The sequence below is a fragment of the Cellulomonas algicola genome, from assembly GCF_003851725.1.
Taxonomy (GTDB): domain Bacteria; phylum Actinomycetota; class Actinomycetes; order Actinomycetales; family Cellulomonadaceae; genus Cellulomonas; species Cellulomonas algicola.
This window is the reverse complement of the sequence record NZ_BHYL01000127.1, coordinates 5,405-5,623: the sequence shown is the minus strand read 5'-3', so window position 1 is coordinate 5,623 and position 219 is coordinate 5,405. Positions and strand designations below refer to the sequence as shown.

At 59.8% G+C, this 219-nt stretch carries 1 rRNA gene; it reads right to left on the bottom strand.

From position 1 onward, the window contains the following. Window positions 1–11: 11 nt before the first annotated feature. Window positions 12–128, bottom strand: a 5S ribosomal RNA gene (rrf, locus tag CTKZ_RS09610). Window positions 129–219 lie beyond the last annotated feature (91 nt).

Here is a 219-nt window from a genome sequence, read left to right as displayed (position 1 = left end):
TTCTGAATGGTGTCCGGCGGCGTCCTACTCTCCCACACCCTGGCGAGTGCAGTACCATCGGCGCTGAAGGGCTTAGCTTCCGGGTTCGGAATGGGACCGGGCGTTTCCCCTTCGCTATGACCGCCGTAACGTTGTCGAGTTGTCAAACGGGTTCCCGTTCGTCTCTCGGGAACCGCACAGTGGACGCGTAGCAATGAATGGGTGGTGAAGTTGTCGGCA